Source organism: Mesocryomonas lacus, assembly GCF_055730105.2.
In genome coordinates this window covers 375342-395689 of record NZ_JBUZWF020000004.1, presented here as the reverse complement: position 1 = coordinate 395689, position 20348 = coordinate 375342, and the positions used below count along the sequence as shown (strand labels likewise).

The following is a 20348-nucleotide window of genomic DNA, read 5'->3' as shown; positions in this document are numbered from 1 at the left end:
GCTCCTAGAGGGCGAACAGCGCGGTGTTTTGGACGAAGAAGACATTCACGATGTTCGTAGTGCTGCCGCCTGGCGCGTTCCGCACGATCGAGGTTCCCGCCGGCACGGTGTAGCGGGACAGGATGGCGCGACGAGACGGCTTGTCGGTATCGACGACGGTGGTGGAACTGTCAGGCACAATGAGCGCTGGGCCGTTGCCGACCATGATCCGCGGCGTGAACGTGTGAACCGCGGGGTCGAAGTCGTCGATGACTGTCAGCGTCTCAATGATGGTCGTCGTCAGGCCAAGGTTGATCGGCTTCGAAACCGCCAGGAAGGTGTTGCGGACCCGTGCCGTCTTGTAGACGGCATCGGCCGACAGCTCGATCATTGGCGCCAGGTCGGGCGTCGTCAGCAGCGTGCAGCGCAGATTAACCATACCCGGCAAGCCGACCAGTGGGCTTGCGCCGGCGGTCGCCTCGATCTTGTACCAAAGGACGTTCTGCCCGCCATAGACCGGCTGGAACTCCCAGGATATGGCCGTGCCGTCCGGCTCCCAGTTCGGGTAGAGCAGATGGAATTGCGTCATGCCCTCAGCGAGCGTCATCGACTTGAAGTCGATCACGGTCCGAGCGTTGCGGAACCGGCAGCCGTTGATCCGGAAGTTGAAATCGAACGTCAGGTCGCCCTGCGCCCAAGCGCCATCAGTGAAGCGGAACGACGTGCCACCGCTGAAGGCATTGGCGTCGGAGCCATAGAGGGTATGGTTGCCGGTCGTCACCACGAACCAGGCATACCGCTTGCCGGGTGCGAAGAACGTCAGGTCAGCGACGAACTCATTCCAACCGACCTTCAGTTGCGCACGAGTCAGCGTGGCCTGCGCGATGACGTCGGTGATGATCGGAGCGCCCGTGGGGTCGGTCCCACAGAACAGGACGTGCACATCGCCATCCGTGCCGATTTTGGCGAACTCAAGCTCGACCGAAGGGCAGATGAGCGGCTGGTCGACGAGGAACGTCTGGCCGTAGACCGAGCCATTGAGGCCCACCGTGATGGTGCTGTAGTCCCAATAGGTCTCGGTGTAGCTCTCGGTCTTCACCGAGCGCACGGCATAGAATTTGTGGCCCGGCACGTAGCCGTTGGCGGTGTTGCCGTTGTCGGCGATGGCACCGAGAGACTGAAGCGTCTCCCCGTCCTTGGAGAACGAGGCGTTCGCATTCAATTGCGCTGCGTACTTTGACCACTCAGCCGCATTTTCGCAGATGTTGACGGTCGGGCCGTACGTCGTCTTGGTTCGGCTGACCTGGCGCTTGGTCGCAACGACGTCGCTGTGCACCAGCTGCGAGATCAACCGCGTCGCCCGCCCGCCTTCGTTGGCGATGCGCTTTACCTTGTCCCAAGCCGGCACCATCCGGCGACCGGCCAGCATGATGCGCGGGTCATCCTCGTTCTGAACCTCGAGCCGCGCCTCTCGGATGGTCGAGAAGGGCATCTGGATGCCCTCGTCGATCCGGGCCAGCCAGCTTGCGTGCGCCGTGTCCCACTGGTCGAGAAGGAGGCCGGGGTCGTACCAGTCGGAGCGCGCGCCCTCGGGGACGTTCACCTGCCGCCGGATCGCGGCAACATCGCGCCGGACCTGCCGGAAGATTTCCGGTCGGATCATGCCGTTGCGCAGCTCGGCGATGGCGCCGTTGACGTTGGTCATGCCGGTCTCAAGGACTTCCGTCCGGACGACGATACCCGAGAAGCTAAGCTCGAGCGACGTCACCCGCCCCTCGACCTCAAAAAGGCTCTTGGCCCGCCATTGCTCGCCCGGCTCAATTTCCTGCACGCCTTGCGTCGTTAGGCGGACGAAGGCGATGCAGGCGTCGGTCTCCGCAATAGTCGGGCGGAAAGTGGGACCGGGAGCGGCAACGCCCTGCTGCACCGTCATCTCGACGGCGCGAACCTCGATGGTCGGCGTCGGGATGGAGACGGGAACGCTGAGTTCCGGATCTTCACTGGTCTCAAAGGCGCGGTCCTCCTGCACAGTGCGCAGGATGTCACGCGCGATGAGCGCAACCCACTTCTCGTCGCTTGCCGCCAGCGGCAGATAGATTGTGAGGTTCAGCGTCTGCTGAAGCTCGGACTCGAACACCATCGAGCCGGCGAGATACCGGCCGGGGGAAACCGTGATTTCCTGCGCACTCTTGCGGGCGACCGTGAAGCCAGCCCAATGTGCGGGATAGGCAATTACGTCGCCAACGACGGCATCGAGCGCAGCCTGAGGAAAAAGGCCAGCGCGCTCGTAATCGACCGGCTCAAGGTACTCAGCTTCGCCGACGAGAAGTCGCTTGCTCATATTCTGATCCTGTCTCGGAAGGCGCCGAGGGGGTGCCCGGCATCGAGGTCGATGCCATCGTCCAGCGTGATGGGGATGCGATGCGCGAACGTCACGGTGTAAGAGGTCTCGGGCGCCTTGGAGACGACGAGAGCGTGCTTCGCGCGACGGATCGGCTCGCGACTGAAGGTTCGGATGGCCGACCGGCCTGCGATCGAGCGCCCAACCAGAAGCGTGCGCGACGAACGACGAAGGCCGACCTTCAGCAGCAAGCGCGCTGTAAAATTGGGGTGCTGTATCGGCGTAACGCCGGCGGCGATCTTCCCTACCGGGAAGCGGGCCGGATAGCTGCGCTTGTGGACGACGACGGTGTCGACGAACTCCAGTAAGGCGGTCGCCGCGGCTCGCGTGCCCTTAATGGCGGCGAGGCGTGCCGCCATCAAGATCATCAAGCGCTTTCGCCCCTCCGACCAGTCTTCGTACCAGAGGTCGACGCTTTCATGAGCCGCCAGGAACGGGAGCCAGACAGCCGGCGAGGCAGACGGATCGACGATCTGGCGAAGGGGCAAACCGACGTCCGCGCTCATGATATCGGCAAGGGCGAACTCGGTAGGCGTCGAGTTCGCCGGCAGAAGCTTGTCAGCAGAGATCATTGCCGCACCTCGACGGTTACGGCAATGGCGGTGCACACAGGCACCGTATACGGGTCAGCGGGGATGGCGACAGGAGACACATCGCGGACTTTGATGACGTTCGGCCCGTACGCAGCTCCGGCAAGGAGCCCAACCGGCACCTCGGCACCGATTTTCGTCCTCGCATTCGCCGCAGCCCGCACCCGATTGCCGCTATCGACGCGAACGAGCGCCGCATCAGGACCGGGCGGGACCTCGATGACGAGATCAATCGTGTATTCGCGCCGAACGGCCGCCAAAACAGTCACGCTGACGGCTTCAGGCTGCACATCCGGCGCTAAAACAGCCGCACGGACCGCTGTCATCTCTTCAGAGGTAGGATTTCGGCCTGCAGGACCCGAAACGACGATGTCGGTGTCGCCTCTCCGCCCATGAACCGCTCGTCCAACAACCGCCGCGTCCCCGGCGAGCGGAAAAGCGCTGAAAACTTCGTACAGATAGCGTCCGACCGATCCCGCGGCGGCCCTATCGAATGACAGGAGGTAACGGCGCAGAAGATTCACGTCGCTTTCCAGCACCGCGGGGGTGGTGGCTGTCGCCGGCGTCAGAACTAGCCGTGTGACACCCTGACGGACCGCGATATTGTCGAGGTCAGCCCCCTTCGCGAGCGGCGCCAGCACCGCGCGGACCGCGTCGTTCACGCGACCCCGCATCAGGAACTCGCGATAGTCCACAGCCTCAATGAGCTTGAGGACCATGTCGCTTTCGAGGATCGCCGTGAACCCCGGATAGCGGGCGCGAAAATCGGCAAGCGTCTCGGCGTAGATAATCTCGACGTCGAGCGCCTCGACGGCGTCCGGCGGCGGAAGCTGTGACAGATCAATGGTCGTCGTCAGGCTCATCGGATGATGATCCCTTCCAACGACACGACCTTGCCGTCCGGCAGATATTCCGCCGTTAAGGAAAGCTCAATTCGGCCCGAAGATCGTGACAAAACGTCAACGTCCAGCACGCGAAGACGCGGCTCATAATCGAACAGCGCCTGCGCCGTTTCGATGTAGAGGTCGACGCGCAGCTCGTCGTCGATGGGTCGGTCGACGAGGTTCGGTATATTGGAGCCGTAGTCGCGTCGCATTACCCGCGTCCCCTTGCGGGTCGTCAGGATGTCGCGGACCGACTGGCGAAGGTGCGAGAAGCCGTCAAGGGGCTGTCCGGTATCGCGGTTTATGCCAAGCGCCATCGTTCCCCTCCTTCCCTCACTCGCTGAGTTTAAACCACATCCGGCCTGTCGTGGGATGGCCGCATTCTGCCTGATGTCCTGCCCGGCAGACCGGAATGCCGCCGACGCGGAACCACGGGCTGGCTTGCGCCATTGCGGGCGGCTTCGCGTGCACGGCGGTCAGATGTGGCGTGACGAGATCGCCAAGGACGACAATCTCATTGCCTTCGACCTTGAACCAATCGATGGCGCCGGACATATGCGGCGCCCCGGCGGTATCGATGGGTCGGGCTGCTGCCCCGTAGCTCATACCTTGATCGCCTCGAAATCAGGCGTGTAGAGCTTCACCCCGTCCGACGACATCTCGAGCTTCGTGCTGCCGACCGAAATGACCAGCTTACCGCCGGCTGGAATCGCGATGTTGTAGGCGTGCGCCTTGTCGTCGTACTCGACGATCGCGCCATCGGCGAACTTGGTCCGATGCTCCTTGGCATCCTCACCGATCTCCCGCTCTTCGGTGGGGATGCTGCCGATGATGACGCCCTGCGAGAGGTCGCCAGAAGGCGCCGCAATGACGACCTGCTCGCCGACAACGAGGGACTCATAGGTTTTCGTGTTGCCGCTACGACGCTGCGACATCGGGAGCCAGTCGCTTTCCAAGGCGCCGGCCTTCACACGATACCGCGCGAGCTTCGGGTCGACCTGCGATACGGTGCCGATCGTCACCGTTCCGGCAACGCGGCGGTTGAGCTCGGTGAGTTCTGGGTCGCGCCTGGCGGTCATGGCAGATCGCCGACGACAGGCGTGTTGTAGACCTCATAATATTCTGGCTCGTTGCCCGGCCCCGTGTCGGGGTCGAAGCCGAGCAAAATTTGCGTTGGCGTCGTGCCCTCGGTCTCGCGCATATGCGTAACGTAGACGACCTCGAACGCCATGCCGGCGACCCATAGCGCCGTTTCCTCCGCGTCGCCCGCCACCTGAATGGATGTCTCTTTCAGCGTGCAGCGCTCGACGAGGCCACCAAAGGTCGGGTCGGCGTAGACGAGGTTCTCGACCGTCCACGCGATCTCATCGACGCGAAGAGCGCCGAGGTCCATCTCTCCGGGGTCACCCTCGCGCGACAGGCCAGTCTCATAGATTTGCACCGCCAGGTCCATCGTCCGCCGCCGAATGCCGCCGTCCATCATCTCGACCGGGTCAAGGGTCTCGCTGAGCGTGTAGATGAGGATGGCCGGCGTCATCGTCTCGGCGTCAAGCGGCAGGTCGCGGCTGTTGTAGACACGTCGCTTCGCGGCGGTTGGGTAGACCGGGGTCGTGCTGTCTGTCGGCGTCGACAAAAGCGCCGCGAACCGGTCGCGGATGATCTCTCGAGGATGTCGCATCAGATTTTCCGGAGCTGCAGCTTGACCATGCCGGACGACGACGGCCATGGCGCCGAGACGAGGTAGCGCTTGCCCTGCACGGTGACCTTGTCGCCCTGCACCGGGTCGACGCCGATGTCTGCGACGCGGACCTCTAGCATCGGCACCTTTGACAGCGTCGGCATCGTCCCGCCGGCCGCGACCTCCTTGAAATCTGGATCGAAGATGCCGGTGATTTCAACCGTCTCGCCGGTGGCCTCGATCCCATACAAAACGGGCTCCCCGAAGGTATCCCGCACGATCGCGGTCATACCATCGAGAAGCCCGTTCCAATCCATCGAGATGCAGCCTTCCAGTTAGGCGGCGCGCGCCGTGTAGAGGATCTCGGGACGGCTGCAGATGTAGAGCGGGTAGCTGTACACCTCGGGCCGAACCCAGAAGTTCCGCTTCTCGTCGCGGATCATCAGCGAGTAGAGCGGCTTGCCGATGGTATTCACGTAATCCCAGGCCTCGCCCGGCGCGAACGCCTTCTGGAAGATGCCGCGGGAGTTCATCGGGAAGAACTTGCACTTGGCCGAAGGAATGCCGAGCATGGCAGTGCCCACCGCAGTACCGGCGCCTGCAGCGGCATCGTCGAAGTCGTCGGTACCGCGGTAGTTGATGAACAGGATGCCGCCATACTCGAATGTGGCGTAGCTGCCGGCGCCGAGGGCCGACTGCGTCGCCACGCCGAAGGAGCGGTTGAGCGCCTGTGCCTGCTGCATGTTCAGGTAGGTTTCGCGGACCGTCTTGTGCTTCGTCAGCATGTCGAAGAAGACATCGCCGCAGAGGCCGACGATACGGAAGCCGGCGGTCAACGAGCCCTTGGAGCCCTTGATCATCTTGCGAATGACCGAGCGGCAGAGGCCTTCGATATCAGTGCCGGCGGTGCCAAGCGCGAAATCGATCTCTTCGGGCTTGGCGATGCCGAACTCGGAAAACCAGTCGATGATGACCGAGCCGTCCGCGTCGAGCACTACACCCTGCACGGCGCCGAGCATCATGTTTTCCCAGGTGGCTTCCACGTCGGTAACGAGCCGCTGTTCGTACCGACCGACGTAGCCGATCATGGTCTCGACTTCGGACTCGGTGCCCATCGCTCGAATGTTCTGGATCTCCGAGGCCTGCATCGTCATGCCCTTGGCAATGCGGCTGGTCTCGTAGCTGCGCAGGTTGCGCCGGTCGCGGACGCCCTCGTTGATGGGCGCGCCGCGGGGCGTGGTCGGGATGAGCGCAAGGTGATTGCCTTGGCGCTCGACCGACACATGCGTGGTGGCAATCGGGACATCCTCGAAAAGGTTCATCGACCCGATGAGGTCCGGCTTGAAGTCGAAGTCTTCCAACGCGGTCGTCATGCTGACCGCGGAGAAGGCATCGTCGTTGAAGATGTCCATATGCATGGTGGTAGTTCCCCTGGCGCCGCGTCAGTAGCGAACGATGATGCCGACCGCCGCGAGCGCAGCGATAGCGGTTGCCTTGGCGGGCGCGCCGATGCCGGCAGGCCAGACGAGTTCGTAGCCGTTCGCTTCCATGTCGCGGACGGATGCCACGCCGCGCTTGTCGGTCGCGGTGTTGTAATTGTCGTAGGCGATGGCGACGGCGCTGGCGCCATCAGTGCCGATCGGGACGTACTTGCCGCCCGAGACCTTGCAGACGGTGCCTGCGACGATCGCCGCAGCCGCCGCGAAGATGACCGTTTCGCGCGACCGCGAAGAGTCTTCCGCTTCGCTGCGGATGTAGGCGCCGGTGCGACGGCCTTCGTTCAAAACCTGCGACATGCGCGCGTCCCTCAGTTGCCGCTTAGCGGCGCTTCATTGCCTTCTTCCAAGCCGATGCACTGCCTTCGGCCGAAGAGCCGCCGCCGGACTTCCCGGTCGGAGCGACATGGGTGGTGGTCTCGGCGGCGTCCTTTTCGGACGCGGCCTTCATGACCGCCGAGCGCGCGGCATCGGGGCTGGTGCCCTTCTCGATGGCGGCGCCGACATCGAACTTCACGCCCATGCGGGCGGCCTGCGCGCCGATGGCACTCAGTTCGCTGCAGCGCTTCCGCTCGTTCGCGCCAGCGGCTGCCGCGGCGTCCGGCTTGTCGTCCTTGGTCGGGGTGTCCTTGCCCTCGACGTCGCTCTCATCGGCTTCGTCCGACTTGTCGCCGCTGTCACCCTCGGCACCTTCGTCGGCCTTGCCGCCCTTCGGCGCGCCCTTGGTCTCATCGGCGTCGGGCTGCGTCTCGGTTGCGCGAGGCTTCGGGGTGGTCGCGGTGCGTCCGGCCATTAGGCTTCTCCTGACACTCGGCGAACTGGCATCAATGCCGCTCGACGATTGCAATTCGTCAATGTGTTCCGCAAAGGCTTCCATCGCGTCTTCGAAGGTGCCGACTTCATCGGCTAGGCCTGACTCGACGGCGCGACGCCCTCGGTAGATGTCCGCGTTGGTAGCACGGATTTTTTCAGCCGCGATTTTACGATTCCGCGCGACTAGATCGATGAACATCTCATAGAGATCCTCAACATCGTCGCTGATGTCGCCTTCGGCACGTTCGGTCAGTGGCTCGTGCGGGTTGCCGTCGACTTTGTGGTCACCGGAGAAGATATACGTCCATTTTACACCGAGCTTGGCGTCGTATCCGCTCTGGTCGATGTGCGCCGCGACAACACCAATGGAGCCGACCTCCCCGGTGGTAGGCACCCAAATCCGGGACGCTGCCGAGGCAATGGCGTATCCAGCCGACGCCGCCAATTCATTGGCATGCGCCCACACCGGCTTACCAGTCGACTCGCTGAGGCTCCGAATATGGTCAGCAAGGTCAAACACGCCCCCAGCCTCGCCGCCCGGCGTATCCATCTCTAGCATCAGGCCGCTGACTTGCGGGCTTTCCAGAATTTCAGTCGCGGCGTCCGTTAGGGCGCCGTAGCTGGTCATGCCGGATGCGGAGTCGAGCCAAGAGCCACGCCGCATCAACGTGCCGTGTACTGGCAATACGCCAATGCCGCTGTGCGCCAAGAATCCACCACTGGTAAACGACTGGCGCGAACCAACGAACGCGGACCGATTGCGTCGATCATCGCGTAGGCTGTCGACTTCAACCGACTTCGGCACTTCCAGTCCGCTAAGCAGCCGCGGTCCAATGGCGGATAGGATCGTGTCGAGCTTGCCCCGGTGCAGCAACAGCGGCGTGCCGAAGACGCGGGACGCGATGTGCGGGAGATCAATCGGCATCGGCTTCCTCAGGTGTCTTGGCTGGCGTGTCCTCGCCTTCGTCGTCTTCGTCCTCGGCGCCGGGCGCAGGAACGGCGGCGGGCATCATTGAGCCGTTCGCCGAGACGGCGCCGGCGTCGCTGTCGAAGATGAGGTCTTCGACCGACTGCCCACGCTCATCGGCGAACTCGGCATCAACGTCCTCGCGATCATAGCCGCGCTCGGCGACGACCTGCGTCCGAGTCTTAAACCCCGCCCGCACGGCTTCGCGCTCGGCCTTCACGTCCTTCGCAGGGTCGATCCATTCCATACGCGGCGGCAGCCAATCGACAGCCCAATACGGCGTCGGGTTGACGGCGTAGTCGGGAATGTCGACGAAGCCGCCCATGACTGCCAGTTCAACGAACCGCTTCCAAACAGGACGGCAGAACTGGAAGATCATAGTGTTGTTCTGCCACTGCGAAGTCCGGCGGCGGAAGCGGATGATGTCAGTCCGGACGTTGGAAAAGTTGCCCTTGGCGACGTCGCCCGTGACGTATGCGTAGGGCACGCCGAGCCCAGCACAGATCTGCGTCAGGTTCCGATACTGGAAGGCTTCATAGCTGCCGCCGACCTCTGTAGGCGACGAGAACTTGATGTCCTTGTCGTCGCCGAGGTCAACCATGGCGCCGGGCTGCATCGGCGCAATCGGCTCGGGCTCCATATCAAGGCCGTCGCTGTCGACGTTGACCGGGCCAAGCGGGTTCTCGCCGCGGCCAATCAGGAAGGCGGTGAACAGCGCGGCCGATCGCTTCCGTTCAAGCTCCGCGTCGTCATAGCTTTCCAGCACGAACAGCTTAACGAGGACGCGCGCGATGCGCGGGACGCCGCGGATCTGCCCGCCCTGCCGACCATCATAGATATGTGCAACGTCGACCGCTGGCACACGGACACGGTCTCGCAGCGCGGAGCCGTTAAGCGGTCGATCGTCGCCGGGATGATTCCGCCAGAAATGATAGGCTGCACGGCGGCCGATGGCGTCAAACTCGATGCCGGCCCGGATGTAGCTGCCGTTGCCGAGGACCGCGTTGAAGGTCGGGTCGAGCATCTCCGAAGGCAGGAACTGCAACTGAAAAGGCACCGTCATCATGTCGCCAGGCCGGCGCGCGCGGAAGCGAACGAAGCCCTCGCCGGCAAGATAGACCTCGCGGGCAATCTTCTCCTGCAGGCCGTAGAAGTCCGTGACGCCGTCGGCGTCGGCTTCCTCGGTCCAGCGCCAGAACAGATCAATCAGCGCCGAACGCAACGCCTTATCCTTGATCCTTGGACGCGGCTTGATGCCATCGCCAACCGCCGCCGACGTGAACTCGTCGACCGCGTTGCCGGCATAGCCCGAATTCTCATAGACCCAGCGTGCCCGCGCGATGAGCGTGGAGCCCGACCGCTGCAGCGCGGCGTTGATATGGCTTCGCGACGGATTGAAGCCGCGAAGCCTGCGCCCCTGCCCTGCCGCCTCAAATGAGGACGCGCCGTTGCCCGGCACCTTGAACGGGTCGCTTATGGCACCGACAGACGGGCGGGAGCCGGCGGCAACTCGAATACGCGGCTTCTCAGCCATCAGAGCCCCCGGTCATTGGAAAGGTAGAACACGCGGTTCCGGCGTGTGCCGGTGGTGGCGTCGATCTCGGCATCGAGGTCGGCGAGCGCAGCGCGAAGTTCGTTCATGCTGCGGTAGCGGACGCTCTTGTCGCCATGCTCGACCGAGAGGACACCCGAACGCATTGCCTTCTTGAGAGCTGCGCGCTGCGCCTCGAGTTCGGTCATGTCGGCCATCCCCACTCCTTTGGCCTAGCCCATGAAAGGGGAAACGGTGACGCGGCGCCGCGGCCGAGGCTTTGCCTTTGGCTGTTTAGCATCCGGCACGGGTGCGGGGATTCCACGATGTTGCGCGGCATCCTCTGCCGGCGGCGGCGCCTGAGCGGCTGCCTCATCTGACGGCGCTTCTTCGACATCAGCGGGCGGCTTCGTCCGAGCGACTACCTTCGCCGCAACCGTTGTCGCCTCGCGATTGAGGTTCAGCCCCATGATGATGAGCCCTTGCAGGACGGAATAGGCATAGACACGACAGTCGAGCCGCTCGTTTCTGGCGTCCTCTGGCTTCCACCATTCGGTAAGCGGGAATCCCTTCACATAGCGGGTCCGCCGTCGCTCTACGGTGAGCTGGTCGAATGCTTCCTTGTCCCAAACCTCTGTCGAAAAGTGGCAGGCTCCGGCGCCGGATACATCCGGCCCGACCTTCGCCAGGCGCGCGACAACCACCTCCTTCGCGGAATCGACGCCAATTGGGTAGAGGTTGATCCGGCCCTTATTGTTGCGGCTCGGCTTCTTTGGCCAGACGGCCCGCTTCCCTGCGTAGCCTTTGATGCCCCATATCCGCCGGCCTTCGCGCGGCCGGACAAACCGATATGCCGCCTGCGTATTCGCGCCACCGGTGTCGATCGCCACCGCGGAAATCGGCATGCCGTGTTCGAACCCCGCATGCGGCCAGCGACGCGAAAGGTAATCGTCGAGGCTATCCCAGACATCCAGCTCGTTCGGATCGCCGGGAATGATTTGATAATCGATCGACCACGACTCTTCGTCCCGCCCCCATCCGACGACCTCTACCTCAAGGCGGTCCGGCTGCACGTCGACGCCGGCGGTCATCAACGCAACCCGGTCGGGCACGCCGGCATAATCTTCGCGTAACGCCATCAGCGAGCCGGGGTCGATCCGCTCGCCGCCGAGATCCTCCCATTCCTCGCCGAGGATGTTGTTGACGAACGGCTGCAGACGTGAGGGATCATCTTTAGCGCCGATGAACCGGAAGGCGCACTCGGCCCAAGTGTACCAGGGCGAGTAGAGGGCGCTGAGGTGATAGCTGCGCATCCGGGGCCGCGTCGCTATAGCGGTTGGCGTCCAGATGCCGCCGGCCAGAAGCACGCCCTTACGGTGCTCGGGATGCCTATGCTCGCAAAGCTCCCCCGTCTCAGGATCATGCGAGGCGCAGACGAACATTGCCGTCTCAGGCTTACCTGGCTCCCATTTGATCCGGTCCCATGTGATGGGCTGCCGGGCGCCGCATCCCTCGCATGCCACCATGTAGCGGCGTTGATCGCCCTCGCGGTAAGCCTTGCCGATGCGGCTTGTCTCTTTCAGCGTCGGCGTCGAGAGCTTGAAGATTTTCTTCCGGCCCTTGAAGGTCGACGTTCGATCCGTCGCCAGCGTGACAGGGTCGCCATCATCGTCGGCACTCACCGGATAGCCGTCGACCTCGTCGAGGATCAGCTTGCCAACAGGTAGGCCGCGAAGTCCGGAGCCGGAGTTCGCCCCGGTCAGGATGAGGACGCCGCCCTCGAAACCCTTCTGCAGGGTGGTGTTGTCGCTGTCGCGCGCGCGGGCCGGCTTGACGCGCTCCCGCAGCGCTGGACACGCTTCGATCATGGGATCAATGCGTGTCTTCGAAAACTTCTTCATCATCCCTTCGGTCGGCATGACGTACATCATGGGACCGGGATTGTGGTGGATGGCGTAGCCGACGAAGTTGAAGGCACTCTCGGACGCGCCGATCTGGACGCCCTTCATGAGCGCCACCTCCTCGACCGGTGAATACGCCGAGAGGCAATCCATGATCTCGCGGAGGTACGGTGTACGGCTGGTGCGCCAACGGCCGGGCTCGGCCGAGGACACCGATGCCAAGACGCGGTTCTTGTCCGCCCATGCCGACACCATCAGCGGCGGGTCGGGGAGAAACGAACCGCTAAGGCAATCCGCTCTCAGAGCGTCGGCCATATCCGCAATAGACGGGCCAGGGGGCAGGACGACGTGAGCGTTCACTCGTCACCCTCGTTCGGGATCGCAACCTCGGCCACTCTTGGAAACGGGCGTGGATTGGTCCCGGCCTCGTTGAGGGCGTTCCGCATATGCGCCGACAGCGCGGCGATCAGCGGACCTTCCTCGCATCCGATTTCGGCGGCGATGGCCGGCCCGTGCCGCACCGCGAACTGCAGGCAAATGTCACGGTAGAGACGCATGAACCCGGCGAGCGCCTTGCGAGCGGCGGCATACGGGATCGACGTCCGCTTCTGTTCCGCCAAGTCAAGGCGGGCGCTTTCGAGTTCGACCTCGAGCTTGTCGAATTTGACGTCGTTAATCCCGCGAGCCCTATCGGCGTCCGCCGCGAGCTTTGATCGCGGGGTCGGAGACTTCTGCCGGGACGTCTGCGTCGTCGCGAGCCAGAGGACGCGCGCATGCACTTCGTCAAGACTCCCATCGGGAAAGACAGCGTCGGCCAGGCGCCCACTCTTCACCGCATCTTGGATAGAGCTTTTCGCAACGCCCACCGATTTGGCGAAGGCGTAGACGCTCATTCCCTGCGGTATCAAAGCCGCTGCCATTGATCTTTTCCCTATGCGCCCTGCGTTGTTGCGTGATACGCCTTCGTTTGCAAAATGTCATCGTTGATCGCGAATTGCAATCGGAGGAATGGAGATGAAAGCGCATACCGTAAAGTCCAATGCCAAGCGAGCGGCTCGCAAACTGGCGGACGCGTTCAAGTGGCGGTGCCTTGAGGCTGCCGAGCCCGTCGCCGTCGATGGTGCCTGGCACCCTTCCGTACAGATCATCGGTGCGAACAAGGTCAACCCGGATGTGATCCGCGACGTCGAGGACTTCATCGGCAACGAGGCTGTCATCATTGGCCTGCCGCCGAAACCAGCCATCGCCCCGGCCCGGCCAAAGCCGGTCGACAAGCCGGTCAAGCCGAAGCCGTTGGCCGGGGCCGAGTTCGTTTTGGCGGTCCGCTCCATTCCGCCAACGCGGTCGAGTGCTGACGAAATCGAGGCTCGCCGGGCCGAGCGTCGTGCTCGTGTCGAGGAAGAGAAGGCAGCCGGTTTGCGGGACCGGCTGGGAAACAAGATTGATCCCAAGAAGGCTGAGCGCGGCCCGTCCCGTGCTGCCATCATCGTCGCGCTCGTCTCGCGGCCAGGAGGCGCAACAGTCGAGGACATCCTCACCGCTACCGGCTGGCAGCGGCATACGCTTCGCGGCTACATCGCTGGCACGCTGCGCAAGCGCGGCCACGACATCCAGTCGGTGAAGGGCAAGCCGGCCCGCTACGTCATGGCGACGGAGGCGTCGGCATGACTGCAACGTTGACAAAAGATCAATCCTGTTTCCTCGCGTTGCTCGGATCGCAACGGCCACCTGAGTGGTTTGGCTGGAAGCAAATGACCGCGGGTGGCACTCTCGTCGCAGCGTCTGGTCACCCATCGCAGTGGACACACTTCCAAGCGATGCGCGGCGGGACCGATGCGGCAAGCGCGACCATCACCAAGGCCGAACTAGGCGAACTGACGCGCGGCGGCTACGTGGCGTCCTGCCGGATTACCCAGGCGGGCCGCTTGGCCCTCAGCCTGACGGCGCCAGCATGAACCGCCGGCTGTACCGCGGCCATCCAAGCAGGGACGATTGGGCGGATGCGGAATACCAGTCCGCCAGGGAAGAGGAAGCGATGGCTGAGCGTGATCGCCAGCGCGAGAGCGAGCGCAAGGACGATAAAAACGGTCCCGTGAAAACGCAAGAGTAGGCAGGTTCCGACGTCTATCAACTTGAGATCAATTATGGCGTTTGAGATTTTTACAGCGTTGATCTCTCTGGAAATAACTAACTCCAACCATTCCCGCTGACATTCGAGCATAACAACGCGCAATGCATAGTAACGGCAGGCATTTGTATTTATCTGTCACTAGAGGAAGCCTGCGCCAGTCTTGTCCCCCGCATAGGAGCCACCCCCGGGGAGGACCCGAAAGGGGGTGTGGTGTCACCCTAAAGCCACACTTTATTGCCTTTTGATGCCCAAATGTCACACATTTTGGGTCACTCTCGGCCATTCTGGGCGTGTTTAGCCTTGACCGATCCTGCCGTCTCGAAAACTGGAGCAGATGATAAGGTTTGGCCTCATACTATTTCTAATCTTGAGACTACTTAGATGAGGCTTAGGGCGTTAGAACTTGCCCCGCGCCTTGCGGGTGTAGCGCTCTAGCTGACGCAGCACGTTGGCGGCCAGCAGCTTGTCCGCGTTCCGCTCGATTGCAGCGGACACAGCGCCTTCGTTCATAGCCTCGCCGATGCTGGCGCCCTTGGCCTTCTGGATGGGCAGGCGCGCCTTCCCCATTCGGACGAAGACGTTGTCGCCCATGCTGATGTCCTTCCGGTCCCCTACCTTGCCGCCGAAGATGAAGGCGTCGGGGTGGAATTGCTTCTTCCCCCATATCGTCGCTACCGTGCCGCCTGGCACCTCCTTCGCTCGGAACACCTTGAGCGGCACCTCGGACGTAGATCCGCGGATGATTGTCGTCAGTGTCTTCGGCGTTGAATGTGGGCGGATGTAGATGCCCTTGCGGACGCGCTTTGCCTGCAAGGAGAGGCGAGAGGCAACGATCTTCTCAGCGATGCGCTCGACCTGCCGCGCCGTGTCGTTGACGCTTTTGGACAGGGCTTGGTTGAGCCGTGGTGCCTTAAGGTGGTCGAGGTACTGATGCAGCCCCTTGGCGCGCCATTGAGCCTTGATGAAAAACATGGGCCATGCTCCTAAAAGAAAACCCGCCTCGGCGCTAACCGGGCGGGCTTCTGACACATCGGCGAGGCTCTAGCCGACATCCCCTTTCGGGTCACGCTTTGCAGATGCTATTCCCTGCGCTCGGGAAGGAGTGGTTCTGCTCCACTCTTCGGACGCCGCTAGGGCGAATTAGGACGCGGCGTCGATCGCAGCGCGGACGTCGGCCTTGCTGTTCGCGCCCTCGATGCTGATGCCATGAGACGCGGCATGGGCTTCCAGCTCGGCACGGGTCATGGCATCGAGGTCGACAGCTTCGCCGGTGTTGCCAAGGGCTCCGATCTCGCCGCCGCCATCGGCTTCGGCAGCCGCCTCGCGTTCGGTCTCGGTCGAACGGACTTCGGCGTAGTCGCTCGACTCGCCGGAGACGAGGTCGGCGGTGACGGTCGAGGTAACGGGATTGAGGCCGGACATTTCGAGGGTGCCGGCGCCGCCCTGCGATGCCATCGGCTTCTCACCGAAGGCGCCGGCGCGACGAAGACGGTCGACGACTTCCGTGGACGTGCCCTCGGGGATCGCGCCGGGACTGAACTGCTTGGCCTTGCCACCGACTGCAACGTTGACGCTGCGCATAATCTGTTCGGACATGATCGATTCCCGTTGGGGTGATTGCCATCTGCCGTCGAACATGGCTCGAAGTTTGCGAAACGTCAATGGCAAATCCGCTATGCGGTCCGCCAGACGCGTGCGCCCCTCACCCGTTCGCCGTCGACATCCTCCACCCGCTCTTCGCAGACGTAGCGCTTAGCGTCGTCGCGCTGGTTCCGGACGTAGACGCCGTTGATGGCTGAAACCGCCTTGCGCATGAAAAAGCTCTCGCCAACAGCCATCGTCCGCCATGGCCCGTTCGGTTCACGCCGAGGCTTGGCACTGCCTGGCACGGGAATGTCACTTCGCACTTCGACCATATCGCAATCCTTGTTGCTGATTTGCAAATCTGCAATGCGTTATCTGGCCTAATTTGTCAACATACACCGCAGTTCCGGGCTTTTTGCTCCGCAAGATACAGATTGGAGAGCCGGATACATCTCGGCATACACCGAAGCCATTGGAAACGCTGACACTGTATTTATTTATCTTTTTCATAAGGAAAATAATAATAATAGCGCGTCTGTCTGCGCATGCATGCCGTGTGCATAGCGCGCATGCATGTCTGTCTCTCTCGGTTTGAGCCATAGTTTCATACACAAATACAGAGCAACAAAATCAGTGCTTTAGGTGCATGGAAAACTGTACTTATTAGCGCTGTGTTTCTTTATCTCGAAAACAGGCCGAAATCCGCCCGTGGCATGGTCGCGTCGCGTTCACCCTTGTGTTTGCAATTTGACAACGCAAACGAGCTGATGTAAGCATTGGGTCATCGCAAGACGGAGGGCTCAGATGGAATTCACTCAGGTCATCGACGAGGATGGCGACCCGGTCTGCGTCTATTGCGATGGGCATGTGGACCTCCGTCACTACGGTCGAGCCACCCATCATGCCGGTGCGGCTTTCGTTCGAGAGACAGTCGACGAGAAGCTCCGGGCCGCCGGACAGGATCCTGCGACAGACGGGGTTTTCTACGTCGCGGCAACCGACTTCATGTCCCGCCACCTGCCTGACGGCATGGCCATCAAGCACTTTCACATGCGGGACATCCGCGGCAATACCGGCCTCGACGAGTTCTATCTCGACATCTGCATGGCCGACGAGCCCGGCGCCTTCCCTGTCACAGGGATCATCTTCGCAAAATAGCTTCGCCGAAGCGTTTGCAAAAAATCATCACAGGATCATATGCCATGCCTGACAAGCCCGCCCCGTTCGCCAAGCTGTTCGAAATTGACGGTCATCAGGTGCTCTACTACCGCGAGCCGGACGCTGAAGCCGATGAGATTGAGCGGGAGATGATCCATCAGATTGCGTCGTTCCCCGCGGCGACTGTCGACATGACCATTCGCAATCTCAAGCTAGCGACTGCGGACGCGATCGTCGCTGCGATCGACGAGGACAAGGCCCGCGCCTTCCGCGAACACTTCGCCGAAAACCCGCTCCTGTCTGCGCTCGCCCCAGACTAGTCCGTCACCACCCTTTTTCCGTTCGCCTCTATCGTTTGCAAATTATCAACGGATTGATCCATGCGTCACCATATCGAAATTTACCCGGCCCCGCCGCGGCTCACCTGGCGCGAGTTGCGCAAGGATCTTTGCAGCCTCGCTGCTGCGTTCGTCCTCGCGGCCTGCATCGGCGCCGTCTCGCTCGCCGCCCTGAACCACGACCTCAGCGCCGCGGTTTCGCACGGTGAGCCGTCGTGAGCGCCGCGACTGGACCGCTCTACTGCGCTGACCGGGCTGAGGTGGCGCGTGTGAAGCGGCTGATGGCCGGCGTCGCAGTTGGGTTCGTTGGCGGCGCCGCGTTCGGCGTCATGGCCGCCGTTATGCAGGGGATAATCTGATGACGACTGTTCCAATCGGCACGTATGATCCTGCCTCGGCGCAGATGAACGGCTCGCCGGCAATCATCACCTCGCCGCGCCTGTATCTCGACCTCGACGGCGTCATGGCCGACTTCGATGCGCATTTCCCGGCGACGTTCGGTATCGACCATCGCGGCATGGCGGACGACGCTTTGTGGGCGACGATCAACGCTCACCCGTCCTACTTCCGCGATATGCCGCCCTGCCCCGGTGCGGTCGCGTTCTTCCGCACCATCGAGCACCTCGACCCGATCATTCTGACGGCCTGCCCGAAATCGGCATATGCCCACGTCGCCCGCCAGAAGCGCGCATGGGTCCGCGAGCACCTTTCGAAGGACGTCGTCATCCTTCCCGTCATGGGCGGCAAGAGCAAGCCGCTGTTCATGCATGCGCCAGGCGACATTCTCATCGACGACTTCGCGCGGAACACCGATGCCTGGACGGCTGAGGGTGGCGTTGCGATCCTGCATAAGACCTTCGCCGAGACCTCAGCCCGGCTGCGCACGGCGATCGGCTTCGGCGACTGTGCCGTCGAGTGACCCGCCACCCCCTCACCGCTCACGTCCCCCGCTTCACAGCCCGCCAGCAAGCAGGCTTCGACGCCCTCGACGAGATCGCTGCGGCGTGCTTCTGGCGCAACCGCCGCGCCGGCCTGTCGCATGCCGAGGCCATGGTCATCGCGGTCGACGACATGCTCATACGAGACGAAGCCGCTCGGCGGCAGGCACGTCAATGCTCTCGCGCGTCCTGATTGCTGATCGCTTCACGTCGGCCTATCCCACCGAGACGAAGTTCATCCAGTCGCTGGTCGATGCAGTGAACATCGAGTGGCGCCAGGCGGGGCAGAAGGGCACGACGCTGGTCTCCGCGTCCTATGAGGATGGCGTCGGCTTTCTGGAAACGACGGCCGGCAGAATTCCGCTGACAATTGAAGATGTTCGCGCTCATATCCGCAACGCAGCCGCAAGCAGACGGCGACGGGCATAGGGTGATGGGGACAACCTGTGGATAATGAACTATCCACCCCGCATGACGCCAAAGCCGTGGTGGGTAAAGAGAACAAAATAAGAACATCCTCGCTGGCCTTTCCCTAGCGCTCCATCAAAAAAGATGCTTCTCTTAGGATCATGATCCGCAATAGGAGGACAGAATGCCTATATCGATGTGCGCTGTTGTCGTGCCAATCTCGGTGCCATCGAGCACCTTCGCGAACGCCTATTCCACCTATCAGTTCAGCAGGTTCTCCATGGGCGTCGCCGAGAGCGACTACAATCGAGCACCCGATGGCTTCGAAGCTGGAGAGGCGCGACGGTTGGCACGGTCGATGCAGGATGTCTTCGCGGCGGCAACCAATGTGCAGGGTATGCGCCCGGAATCGGAATACGATACTGTCCGCCGGGAGAATGCGATTTTGTTCGCTGCCTTGCTGCGGCATGAAAGCGCCGCAGTCATCAACGCCAGGATCGCCGGGCGCCTCCCCGCCGGTGCGCCATGATGGAACCAACTTGAACCGGATAGCCTCGAACTAGATTGGCATGCGAGGTTGGATTTTCGAGCAATGCAGCAAGGCGCCAGCAGCAGAATGCAGAATGATGATGCTAGGGTCAGCCAGATCATAAACTGGTACTTCGTCCAGGCTGAAAAAGGCGGGCACCGGGATAGCGGCGAGCCAGAGGACAAGTCCGACCTCAAGACTCAGCGCAACATGGTTCAGCAATACGTTGGTGAATCATATCTGGAGAGTCGTTTCGCCTCTCTTTCAGGGGTCGATATGCAGGTAGCCATCGACGACACCGCAGCCTTAGGCGCCGAAAAGGCCGCGAGTTGGCTGCGAACGATCTTCAGCAACGTAGACAAGTTTGCCGTCCGGCAAGGGATCATCCAAAGCGTTCGCACTAAACGCCTTCTGGCTCCTAGCACTGGCAAAGAGCCTTCAGCCCTGAGCGATGCTGTCCTAAAAAGCACGTGGGAGACGCTTTCCTATGCCGCGAGCGGCGCCGCGACTGCTGACCGTGGAGCGTGTCTCGCGGTAATGCTAAGCGGGGTCACCCTCCAACCACTTGGCAGCTTAATCGGCATGCTCCGGAGCGAGGTCGACGTTACCAACAAACTCTGGGTCACCGGAAGCCCGCCTCGCTACGTTCATCTTTCCGCGCTGGCGCTGGACCTCATAGCTCAAGCTCAAGAACTTGGCGATCTCATCCATCGCGATCAGCCGGCCGACTACGTCCTTGCATCTGCTGGCCCTCAGCGCAGCCCAGACCGTCCTCTAAGCTACTCGTCAACCTTCGACGCTGTGCAGCGTCTTGTCGGCAAGAAAGCTACCCCCCACGACTTGCGATTGACTGCGATAGACAACCTTAGGGCGCTTGGTGGAGATGAGCTGCGATCGCTCGTCAAAATCGTTTCGACCGGCGCCCTCGGGACGCCCCCAGATGGCGTGCAGATAGCGCTTCTCGATGGTTGGTCCGAACGGGTCGCCCAACTCACGCAAAAAAATTGGCGTTAGCAAACTAT

At 62.2% G+C, this 20348-nt stretch carries 28 protein-coding genes; 10 read left to right on the top strand and 18 right to left on the bottom strand.

Annotated features, from left to right (window positions below; translation table 11 throughout):
- Positions 1–4: 4 nt before the first annotated feature.
- From ACZLZQ_RS16115 to ACZLZQ_RS16045, 15 genes are read right to left on the bottom strand one after another with little or no spacing between them, the layout of a single operon-like run.
- Entirely contained in the window at positions 5–2320 is a 2316-nt protein-coding gene (locus ACZLZQ_RS16115; RefSeq protein ID WP_472950243.1) for a hypothetical protein, read from the bottom strand.
- Entirely contained in the window at positions 2317–2952 is a 636-nt protein-coding gene (locus tag ACZLZQ_RS16110; RefSeq protein WP_472950407.1) for a phage tail protein I, read from the bottom strand. Before ACZLZQ_RS16110 ends, ACZLZQ_RS16115 begins: the two co-directional genes overlap by 4 nt.
- Positions 2949–3833 carry a baseplate assembly protein gene (locus ACZLZQ_RS16105; RefSeq protein WP_472950242.1) on the bottom strand — a complete coding sequence of 295 codons (885 nt, stop codon included), beginning with the start codon at positions 3831–3833 and terminating at the stop codon, positions 2949–2951. The genes ACZLZQ_RS16110 and ACZLZQ_RS16105 overlap by 4 nt, the downstream gene beginning before the upstream one ends.
- Entirely contained in the window at positions 3830–4171 is a 342-nt protein-coding gene (locus ACZLZQ_RS16100; RefSeq protein ID WP_472950241.1) for a GPW/gp25 family protein, read from the bottom strand. The genes ACZLZQ_RS16105 and ACZLZQ_RS16100 overlap by 4 nt, the downstream gene beginning before the upstream one ends.
- 16 nt (positions 4172–4187) lie before the next feature.
- Entirely contained in the window at positions 4188–4460 is a 273-nt protein-coding gene (locus ACZLZQ_RS16095) for a PAAR domain-containing protein (protein WP_472950240.1), read from the bottom strand.
- A complete protein-coding gene (locus ACZLZQ_RS16090; protein WP_472950239.1) occupies positions 4457–4933 on the bottom strand; it encodes a phage baseplate assembly protein V in 477 nt (158 codons plus the stop codon). The genes ACZLZQ_RS16095 and ACZLZQ_RS16090 overlap by 4 nt, the downstream gene beginning before the upstream one ends.
- Positions 4930–5532, bottom strand: a complete 603-nt coding sequence (locus tag ACZLZQ_RS16085; protein ID WP_472950238.1) for a hypothetical protein — start codon at positions 5530–5532, stop codon at positions 4930–4932. Before ACZLZQ_RS16085 ends, ACZLZQ_RS16090 begins: the two co-directional genes overlap by 4 nt.
- Positions 5532–5849 carry a head-tail joining protein gene (locus ACZLZQ_RS16080; RefSeq protein WP_472950237.1) on the bottom strand — a complete coding sequence of 106 codons (318 nt, stop codon included), beginning with the start codon at positions 5847–5849 and terminating at the stop codon, positions 5532–5534. The genes ACZLZQ_RS16085 and ACZLZQ_RS16080 overlap by 1 nt, the downstream gene beginning before the upstream one ends.
- Before the next feature lie 18 nt (positions 5850–5867).
- The gene (locus tag ACZLZQ_RS16075) at positions 5868–6950 is read right to left on the bottom strand and encodes a major capsid protein (RefSeq protein WP_472950236.1); all 1083 of its coding nucleotides are present in this window, start codon (positions 6948–6950) and stop codon (positions 5868–5870) included.
- A gap of 24 nt (positions 6951–6974) precedes the next feature.
- On the bottom strand, positions 6975–7328 hold the full coding sequence (locus ACZLZQ_RS16070) for a head decoration protein (RefSeq protein WP_472950235.1): 354 nt from the start codon (positions 7326–7328) through the stop codon (positions 6975–6977).
- Between the two features lie 22 nt (positions 7329–7350).
- Positions 7351–8766, bottom strand: coding sequence for a S49 family peptidase (locus tag ACZLZQ_RS16065; RefSeq protein ID WP_472950234.1), 1416 nt, complete (start codon positions 8764–8766; stop codon positions 7351–7353).
- Positions 8756–10342, bottom strand: a complete 1587-nt coding sequence (locus tag ACZLZQ_RS16060; protein ID WP_472950233.1) for a phage portal protein — start codon at positions 10340–10342, stop codon at positions 8756–8758. Before ACZLZQ_RS16060 ends, ACZLZQ_RS16065 begins: the two co-directional genes overlap by 11 nt.
- Positions 10342–10557, bottom strand: a complete 216-nt coding sequence (locus ACZLZQ_RS16055; RefSeq protein ID WP_472950232.1) for a phage head-tail joining protein — start codon at positions 10555–10557, stop codon at positions 10342–10344. The genes ACZLZQ_RS16060 and ACZLZQ_RS16055 overlap by 1 nt, the downstream gene beginning before the upstream one ends.
- Before the next feature lie 15 nt (positions 10558–10572).
- Complete coding sequence (locus ACZLZQ_RS16050; RefSeq protein WP_472950231.1) at positions 10573–12600, bottom strand: phage terminase large subunit family protein; 2028 nt, start codon at positions 12598–12600, stop codon at positions 10573–10575.
- The gene (locus tag ACZLZQ_RS16045; protein WP_472950230.1) at positions 12597–13160 is read right to left on the bottom strand and encodes a hypothetical protein; all 564 of its coding nucleotides are present in this window, start codon (positions 13158–13160) and stop codon (positions 12597–12599) included. Before ACZLZQ_RS16045 ends, ACZLZQ_RS16050 begins: the two co-directional genes overlap by 4 nt.
- Before the next feature lie 94 nt (positions 13161–13254).
- Here ACZLZQ_RS16045 and ACZLZQ_RS16040 point away from each other — a divergent pair, with 94 nt between their 5' ends.
- From ACZLZQ_RS16040 to ACZLZQ_RS16030, 3 genes are read left to right on the top strand one after another with little or no spacing between them, the layout of a single operon-like run.
- On the top strand, positions 13255–13908 hold the full coding sequence (locus ACZLZQ_RS16040) for a DUF3489 domain-containing protein (protein WP_472950229.1): 654 nt from the start codon (positions 13255–13257) through the stop codon (positions 13906–13908).
- A complete protein-coding gene (locus ACZLZQ_RS16035; RefSeq protein WP_472950228.1) occupies positions 13905–14195 on the top strand; it encodes a hypothetical protein in 291 nt (96 codons plus the stop codon). Before ACZLZQ_RS16040 ends, ACZLZQ_RS16035 begins: the two co-directional genes overlap by 4 nt.
- Positions 14192–14350: a hypothetical protein gene (locus ACZLZQ_RS16030; protein ID WP_472950227.1), complete on the top strand. Its 159-nt coding sequence runs from the start codon at positions 14192–14194 to the stop codon at positions 14348–14350. Before ACZLZQ_RS16035 ends, ACZLZQ_RS16030 begins: the two co-directional genes overlap by 4 nt.
- A 417-nt stretch (positions 14351–14767) precedes the next feature.
- On the opposite strand, the gene ACZLZQ_RS16025 is transcribed toward ACZLZQ_RS16030, so the two are convergent.
- The 3 genes from ACZLZQ_RS16025 to ACZLZQ_RS16015 form a co-directional block, all read right to left on the bottom strand.
- A complete protein-coding gene (locus ACZLZQ_RS16025; RefSeq protein ID WP_472950226.1) occupies positions 14768–15343 on the bottom strand; it encodes a hypothetical protein in 576 nt (191 codons plus the stop codon).
- Positions 15344–15511: 168 nt separating this feature from the next.
- Entirely contained in the window at positions 15512–15967 is a 456-nt protein-coding gene (locus ACZLZQ_RS16020) for a hypothetical protein (RefSeq protein ID WP_472950225.1), read from the bottom strand.
- Positions 15968–16044: 77 nt separating this feature from the next.
- Positions 16045–16287: a hypothetical protein gene (locus tag ACZLZQ_RS16015; protein WP_472950224.1), complete on the bottom strand. Its 243-nt coding sequence runs from the start codon at positions 16285–16287 to the stop codon at positions 16045–16047.
- Between the two features lie 472 nt (positions 16288–16759).
- Here ACZLZQ_RS16015 and ACZLZQ_RS16010 point away from each other — a divergent pair, with 472 nt between their 5' ends.
- The 7 genes from ACZLZQ_RS16010 to ACZLZQ_RS15980 all read left to right on the top strand — a co-directional run bounded on the left by ACZLZQ_RS16010 (position 16760) and on the right by ACZLZQ_RS15980 (position 20340).
- Positions 16760–17113: a hypothetical protein gene (locus ACZLZQ_RS16010; protein WP_472950223.1), complete on the top strand. Its 354-nt coding sequence runs from the start codon at positions 16760–16762 to the stop codon at positions 17111–17113.
- A 44-nt stretch (positions 17114–17157) separates the two neighbouring features.
- A complete protein-coding gene (locus tag ACZLZQ_RS16005; RefSeq protein ID WP_472950222.1) occupies positions 17158–17433 on the top strand; it encodes a hypothetical protein in 276 nt (91 codons plus the stop codon).
- Between the two features lie 60 nt (positions 17434–17493).
- The gene (locus ACZLZQ_RS16000; protein WP_472950221.1) at positions 17494–17670 is read left to right on the top strand and encodes a hypothetical protein; all 177 of its coding nucleotides are present in this window, start codon (positions 17494–17496) and stop codon (positions 17668–17670) included.
- Positions 17671–17809: 139 nt separating this feature from the next.
- Positions 17810–18370: a 5' nucleotidase, NT5C type gene (locus ACZLZQ_RS15995; protein WP_472950220.1), complete on the top strand. Its 561-nt coding sequence runs from the start codon at positions 17810–17812 to the stop codon at positions 18368–18370.
- A 193-nt stretch (positions 18371–18563) separates the two neighbouring features.
- The gene (locus ACZLZQ_RS15990) at positions 18564–18818 is read left to right on the top strand and encodes a hypothetical protein (RefSeq protein WP_472950219.1); all 255 of its coding nucleotides are present in this window, start codon (positions 18564–18566) and stop codon (positions 18816–18818) included.
- Positions 18819–18981: 163 nt separating this feature from the next.
- Positions 18982–19326: a hypothetical protein gene (locus ACZLZQ_RS15985; RefSeq protein WP_472950218.1), complete on the top strand. Its 345-nt coding sequence runs from the start codon at positions 18982–18984 to the stop codon at positions 19324–19326.
- A gap of 63 nt (positions 19327–19389) precedes the next feature.
- Positions 19390–20340 (top strand): hypothetical protein, encoded by a 951-nt coding sequence (locus ACZLZQ_RS15980; RefSeq protein WP_472950217.1) that lies wholly within the window; start codon positions 19390–19392, stop codon positions 20338–20340.
- The last annotated feature ends 8 nt before the right edge of the window (positions 20341–20348 follow it).

Coding starts and splice junctions, on each gene's coding strand:
- ACZLZQ_RS16115 (WP_472950243.1), bottom strand. CDS start 2,320: ATGAGCAAGCGACTTCTCGTCGGCGAAGCTGAGTACCTTGAGCCGGTC.
- ACZLZQ_RS16110 (WP_472950407.1), bottom strand. CDS start 2,952: ATGATCTCTGCTGACAAGCTTCTGCCGGCGAACTCGACGCCTACCGAG.
- ACZLZQ_RS16105 (WP_472950242.1), bottom strand. CDS start 3,833: ATGAGCCTGACGACGACCATTGATCTGTCACAGCTTCCGCCGCCGGAC.
- ACZLZQ_RS16100 (WP_472950241.1), bottom strand. CDS start 4,171: ATGGCGCTTGGCATAAACCGCGATACCGGACAGCCCCTTGACGGCTTC.
- ACZLZQ_RS16095 (WP_472950240.1), bottom strand. CDS start 4,460: ATGAGCTACGGGGCAGCAGCCCGACCCATCGATACCGCCGGGGCGCCG.
- ACZLZQ_RS16090 (WP_472950239.1), bottom strand. CDS start 4,933: ATGACCGCCAGGCGCGACCCAGAACTCACCGAGCTCAACCGCCGCGTT.
- ACZLZQ_RS16085 (WP_472950238.1), bottom strand. CDS start 5,532: ATGCGACATCCTCGAGAGATCATCCGCGACCGGTTCGCGGCGCTTTTG.
- ACZLZQ_RS16080 (WP_472950237.1), bottom strand. CDS start 5,849: ATGGATTGGAACGGGCTTCTCGATGGTATGACCGCGATCGTGCGGGAT.
- ACZLZQ_RS16075 (WP_472950236.1), bottom strand. CDS start 6,950: ATGCATATGGACATCTTCAACGACGATGCCTTCTCCGCGGTCAGCATG.
- ACZLZQ_RS16070 (WP_472950235.1), bottom strand. CDS start 7,328: ATGTCGCAGGTTTTGAACGAAGGCCGTCGCACCGGCGCCTACATCCGC.
- ACZLZQ_RS16065 (WP_472950234.1), bottom strand. CDS start 8,766: ATGCCGATTGATCTCCCGCACATCGCGTCCCGCGTCTTCGGCACGCCG.
- ACZLZQ_RS16060 (WP_472950233.1), bottom strand. CDS start 10,342: ATGGCTGAGAAGCCGCGTATTCGAGTTGCCGCCGGCTCCCGCCCGTCT.
- ACZLZQ_RS16055 (WP_472950232.1), bottom strand. CDS start 10,557: ATGGCCGACATGACCGAACTCGAGGCGCAGCGCGCAGCTCTCAAGAAG.
- ACZLZQ_RS16045 (WP_472950230.1), bottom strand. CDS start 13,160: ATGGCAGCGGCTTTGATACCGCAGGGAATGAGCGTCTACGCCTTCGCC.
- ACZLZQ_RS16040 (WP_472950229.1), top strand. CDS start 13,255: ATGAAAGCGCATACCGTAAAGTCCAATGCCAAGCGAGCGGCTCGCAAA.
- ACZLZQ_RS16035 (WP_472950228.1), top strand. CDS start 13,905: ATGACTGCAACGTTGACAAAAGATCAATCCTGTTTCCTCGCGTTGCTC.
- ACZLZQ_RS16030 (WP_472950227.1), top strand. CDS start 14,192: ATGAACCGCCGGCTGTACCGCGGCCATCCAAGCAGGGACGATTGGGCG.
- ACZLZQ_RS16025 (WP_472950226.1), bottom strand. CDS start 15,343: ATGTTTTTCATCAAGGCTCAATGGCGCGCCAAGGGGCTGCATCAGTAC.
- ACZLZQ_RS16020 (WP_472950225.1), bottom strand. CDS start 15,967: ATGTCCGAACAGATTATGCGCAGCGTCAACGTTGCAGTCGGTGGCAAG.
- ACZLZQ_RS16015 (WP_472950224.1), bottom strand. CDS start 16,287: ATGGTCGAAGTGCGAAGTGACATTCCCGTGCCAGGCAGTGCCAAGCCT.
- ACZLZQ_RS16010 (WP_472950223.1), top strand. CDS start 16,760: ATGGAATTCACTCAGGTCATCGACGAGGATGGCGACCCGGTCTGCGTC.
- ACZLZQ_RS16005 (WP_472950222.1), top strand. CDS start 17,158: ATGCCTGACAAGCCCGCCCCGTTCGCCAAGCTGTTCGAAATTGACGGT.
- ACZLZQ_RS16000 (WP_472950221.1), top strand. CDS start 17,494: ATGCGTCACCATATCGAAATTTACCCGGCCCCGCCGCGGCTCACCTGG.
- ACZLZQ_RS15995 (WP_472950220.1), top strand. CDS start 17,810: ATGACGACTGTTCCAATCGGCACGTATGATCCTGCCTCGGCGCAGATG.
- ACZLZQ_RS15990 (WP_472950219.1), top strand. CDS start 18,564: ATGCTCTCGCGCGTCCTGATTGCTGATCGCTTCACGTCGGCCTATCCC.
- ACZLZQ_RS15985 (WP_472950218.1), top strand. CDS start 18,982: ATGCCTATATCGATGTGCGCTGTTGTCGTGCCAATCTCGGTGCCATCG.
- ACZLZQ_RS15980 (WP_472950217.1), top strand. CDS start 19,390: ATGCAGCAAGGCGCCAGCAGCAGAATGCAGAATGATGATGCTAGGGTC.